Genomic DNA, 4328 nt, shown 5'->3' with positions numbered 1-4328 from the left:
GAGGAAATTACTGTCGGTGGCACAGCGTAATACTACCTGCGATAACCAGGGCCTGTTGATCTTTGCTGTTTGATTTTTGTTCTCCTGAGTGTGTTTTGGTCGCGACGCTCGACTTGCCGCCTAGTAATCTAGGCAAAAGTTGAGCAACAATGAACAAAGCGCACTCAGGTGAACCCAAAGGGCAGCGCTTGACTGGCATTTCTACTGTGTTATCGCCTGACTCACATAGAATGACTATGCTACGCAGGCTTTGCCTTGTATAAATACCAGTCAAACTGCTGCAAAAACAAACTTGAAAGATCAACAGGCCCTAATACTCGTTAGTGAAAATATCCTATTTGTAAGCCGCTGTAATGCGGCTTTTTTCGTTCTCTAGTCTAGACTTAATCACTGTAATGGTATGTAACTTTTATACTATCGACATGGATTCTACAGCACCTAGACGGCCTCTAATTTCTTCTTTTGCTTACTGCACTCTAGGATTTGCTGAATTGGGACAGTAGAGTAGATGAATAGACGTATTTTTTTGCAGATTATTGGATTAGTTATTTTTACTATTTTGGTGAGTGGTGGGCTAGTTTATTGGTCTACGTTGTTAAACCACTCCATTTCTTCGTTTCATCAGTCATGGCAATCAGAAACTGAAGTTGCAATTAAACGTGCAGAACTGTTAGCTGAGCTGGAGCGTAGCTTTGGCTATAACAGCTTTATTCATCATTTCAAAAATTATGTGCTACGCCAAGACGAGATTTATTACGAACAGGCTTTAGGCGATGTTGAAGCGACCAGAACAACAATTCTGAGGTTGCAAAGTATGGCGCTAAGCAGCCAAGAGACAACGGCATTAGCCGTTATTCAACACACCTTTGATGAATATACACAAATGCTCGCGCTTGCTAAGTCAAAGTTCACATCGAGAAGGTTGAGCTCTGAGGCTGTGGATCGCTTGGTGAAAGTAGATGACACGGATGCAGAAGCTGCATTTACTTATTTACGTAAGTCAATTGGAGAGAAGTTTGAGCTTGCAAAGCAGAAGCAATCGCTAAAGCTTGATCAAACCCAAAAGTTGAGTAGCACTGGTGTATTGTTGTTGTTGCCAATAGTTTTGTTATTTGCTTGCTTAAACATTTTTACGCTCATTTTTGTGGTTAAACTAATCAACGAAAAGCGAAAGTTATTCAACTCTACGCCAGATGCTATTTTATATTGTGATAAAGACGGTAGGCTCACAGAGGTTAATAAAGCCTGTACAGATTTATTTGGCTATCAGCCTCAAGAGCTATTAGGTATGCAGCTTGAAGACCTCGTTCCGGAGCAGTGTACCGGTAGACACGTCCTGGACAGAGAGAAATTCCTAAGCAATTCTACGATGCGCCGAATGACGCATGATGGCCTTAAAATTGTAGGGAGGCACCAATCAGGAGTGGAGATCCCAGTGGACATCGAGTTATCCACTGTGTCTGTCTCTAAGAATGATGTTTTTATTGCGGTGATCCGAGACTTACGTCAAGAGCAAGAATTGAAGAACCGTGCTGAACTGGATTTCTTAACTCAGGTTATGAATCGCAGAAAGATAGAAGCGCTGCTAAAAGAAGAAGTGCAGCGGGCCATCCGCTATCATCGAGCGCTATCGCTATTGGTAATCGACGTTGATAATTTTAAACAATTAAATGACACCGCAGGACACCAAGACGGTGATAACGCATTAAAAGAAATTGGACAGTTTTTAAGAGAGCAAGCACGTCCAAGCGACCATATTGGACGATGGGGTGGTGATGAATTTGTGATTATCTGCCCTGAAACTCGGCCAGATGCCGCGCTTAATTTTGCACAGCGACTGGTACATGAATTTGTTCGTTTCACCAGCTTTGGACTGACATTCAGCATAGGCGTGGCGGGATACGAGCTTATCGGTGAAAGCTTTAATCACAAACGATGTTTTGAAGAAGCTGACTTAGCCCTCTATGAGTCGAAAAACGCAGGTAGAGATCGTGCTTCGCTTTATATCGCGCCACGCAGCTCTTTGGATAAAAAGGCATAGTTTAAGACGAGATCTTTTACTTTAGCCGCTAAAAACCTTACAATTTGCGCCCAGTTTAGATTTGTGGCGGATGTTGATGCATAAAATAGAGGACCTCATTGCTGTTTTTAATGGGCTATTCCTGCACATGCTCAACACTGAGTTGGTAGTGGGTGATGACGAACCTATCTATCTACCTGCAAATGGATCTTACCCTCATCATCGCATTATTTTTGCTCATGGCTTTTATGCCAGTGCTTTGCATGAAATTGCACATTGGCTTGTTGCGGGTGAAGCGCGTCGGCAACTCGAAGATTACGGCTACTGGTATTGTCCTGATGGACGAGATAAAGCGCAGCAACTCGAATTTGAAAAAGTTGAAGTGAAACCGCAGGCTATTGAGTGGGCGTTAAGCGTCGCTGCTGGTTTTTCATTTAATGTTTCCGTTGATAACCTTAACGGTGAACAAACTTGCCGTTTTAGCTTTCAACAACGGGTTCATCAGCAAGTACTAGCGTTATTAGAAAGCGGATTTAATACCAGAACGACTCAACTACTCAAGGCATTAAGTCATTTTTATAATACGCCTTGGCCTTTACGCCTGCAGCAATTTAACTGGGATATCCCGACAGAGCTAAGCATGGAGTTTAACAATGCAATTTAAGCTTGGACTTATCATCAACCCTTTAGCTGGGCTTGGTGGCAGCGTTGCACTAAAAGGTAGCGATGGCGCAGAAACAGCTCAACAAGCATTGGCGTTAGGTGCAGAGCCTCGCGCTAATCAGCGAGCAAAAACGGCTTTAACACAACTGCTTCCACATCAAGAAAACATCGAAATATTTACTGTTAACGGTGAGATGGGGGAGCGTACGGCAAAAGAGCTGGGTTTTAACACCCAAGTGATTTACCACACTCAAAGCACAGCAACTCGTCCTGAAGATACAGAGACTGCAGCGCAAATGATGCAACAGCTCGGTGTCGATTTGATTTTGTTTGCAGGTGGCGATGGTACCGCCCGTAACATTTGCCACGCCGTGGGTGATTCATGTCCTGTACTTGGGATCCCGGCGGGGTGCAAAATTCATAGTGGGGTATACGCGATAACGCCAAAAGCAGCTGGTAGAGTCGTTGAACTTTTGGTTACCGGAGAGCTTGTCTCTATAGGTGAAGCCGATGTGATGGACATCGATGAAGCTGCATTTCGTGAAGGGACGGTGCGTGCCAAGCGATTTGGTGAAATGCAAGTGCCGACCGAACTGAGATATGTGCAAGCGGTGAAAAACGGTGGCAAAGAAAGCGATGAACTGGTGTTGGCTGATATTGCTGCCTATGTAGTTGCCGAAATGGACGAAGATGAAACCTACATTATGGGGTCAGGTTCCACCGTTGCGGCTGTGATGGAAGAGATGGGGCTTGACAATACGCTACTCGGTGTAGATGTTGTAAGGGATCAAGCGCTGATCGCGCAAGATCAAACCGCGCAGCAATTGTTGTCGCTTGCTGATGACAAAACAAAGCTAGTGATCACGTTAATTGGTGGGCAAGGACATATTTTTGGCCGCGGTAATCAGCAGCTAAGCCCTGACCTCATTAAAAAAGTCGGCAAAGATAATATTATCCTTATCGCCACAAAATCGAAATTAAAGGCCTTAAATGGTCGTCCTCTAATTGCGGATACCGGGGACGAACAACTTGATGAGTCCTTAGCTGGATTTATTAAGGTGATCACTGGATTCAATGACCATGTAATGTATGCCATAGGCCATCAAGAATAATTTAGGAATAAATATGTCTTTAGTAGAATATGTAGAGAAAGCGCAGCAGTTTTTTGATGAGCTTGTTGATAGAGCGAGTGACGATGAGCTGTTTGCTGGCGGCTATTTACGCGGTCACTTTGACTTAGCGGTAGGCTATGCACAAGTAGAGGAAGCGGATCTTTCAGTTGATGAGTTAAATGCCAAAGTTGAAAGCAGCCTAGTAAAAGCATACCGAAATGGAGAGCTAAATGACGATGACAAAGCACATGTGGTCTCTATTTGGGAGCAGGTGCAAAATCTAAAATAACCGCACCTCGGCCGAGTGTAGCAGGTGCTAGGGCCTGTTGACCTTTGCTGTTTGATTTTTGTTCTCTTGAGTGTGCTTTGATCGCGACGCTCGACTTGCCCCCTAGTAATCTAGGCAAAAGTTGGGCAACAATGAACAGAGCGCACTCAGGTGAACCCAAAGGGCAGCGCTTGATTGGCATTTCTACTGTGTTATCGCCGGACTGACAGACAGCCACTATGCTCCACAGCCTCTCCCTAGTATA

At 44.4% G+C, this 4328-nt stretch carries 5 protein-coding genes; 4 read left to right on the top strand and 1 reads right to left on the bottom strand.

Translation table 11 applies throughout. From position 1 onward, the window contains the following. The first annotated feature begins 508 nt into the window (after positions 1-508). The 4 genes from CWC03_RS22375 to CWC03_RS22360 all read left to right on the top strand — a co-directional run bounded on the left by CWC03_RS22375 (position 509) and on the right by CWC03_RS22360 (position 4084). Positions 509-2041, top strand: coding sequence for a sensor domain-containing diguanylate cyclase (locus CWC03_RS22375; RefSeq protein WP_138583725.1), 1533 nt, complete (start codon positions 509-511; stop codon positions 2039-2041). Between the two features lie 76 nt (positions 2042-2117). Next, positions 2118-2684: an elongation factor P hydroxylase gene (locus CWC03_RS22370; RefSeq protein WP_138583724.1), complete on the top strand. Its 567-nt coding sequence runs from the start codon at positions 2118-2120 to the stop codon at positions 2682-2684. Continuing rightward, positions 2674-3795 carry an ATP-NAD kinase family protein gene (locus CWC03_RS22365; protein ID WP_138583723.1) on the top strand — a complete coding sequence of 374 codons (1122 nt, stop codon included), beginning with the start codon at positions 2674-2676 and terminating at the stop codon, positions 3793-3795. The genes CWC03_RS22370 and CWC03_RS22365 overlap by 11 nt, the downstream gene beginning before the upstream one ends. Before the next feature lie 13 nt (positions 3796-3808). After that, positions 3809-4084 carry a YfcL family protein gene (locus CWC03_RS22360; protein WP_138583722.1) on the top strand — a complete coding sequence of 92 codons (276 nt, stop codon included), beginning with the start codon at positions 3809-3811 and terminating at the stop codon, positions 4082-4084. Here CWC03_RS22360 and CWC03_RS23705 read toward each other — a convergent pair. Next, positions 4053-4328: hypothetical protein (locus CWC03_RS23705; protein WP_249314106.1), on the bottom strand; the 276-nt coding region annotated here is incomplete at its 5' end. The two genes, CWC03_RS22360 and CWC03_RS23705, sit on opposite strands and share 32 nt — an antisense overlap.

This window comes from Pseudoalteromonas sp. S2755, assembly GCF_005886535.1.
In the GTDB taxonomy this organism is placed as follows: Bacteria; Pseudomonadota; Gammaproteobacteria; order Enterobacterales; family Alteromonadaceae; genus Pseudoalteromonas.
The sequence above is the reverse complement of the archived record's forward strand: the minus strand, read 5'-3'. Positions and strand labels throughout refer to the sequence as shown.